The organism is Aquirufa sp. A-Brett2-15D (genome assembly GCF_054558735.1).
Window position 1 is genome coordinate 1 of record NZ_JBSKFT010000025.1, and the last position, 256, is coordinate 256.

At 44.5% G+C, this 256-nt stretch carries 1 tRNA gene; it reads left to right on the top strand.

Going from position 1 to position 256, the window contains the following annotated elements:
• The first annotated feature begins 26 nt into the window (after positions 1-26).
• Positions 27-103 (top strand) — tRNA-Ala (locus tag ACST14_RS10995).
• The last annotated feature ends 153 nt before the right edge of the window (positions 104-256 follow it).

Consider the following 256-nt stretch of genomic DNA (forward strand, 5'->3'; position numbering starts at 1 on the left):
GATTAACAAAGAGAACCCATTAACCTGGGGGATTAGCTCAGCTGGCTAGAGCACCTGCCTTGCACGCAGGGGGTCAACGGTTCGAATCCGTTATTCTCCACCAGAGTACGATGGACAAAGAGCAAAGTTCAAAGCTCAAAGTTCAAAGAGTAAAGATCAGACAAACGAGTTTGATAGTAGATTGAAAGAGTTTTGTAACCTATAGACTTCGGACTATAGACTACGGACTACACACCACCCTACCCTACTCAAATGT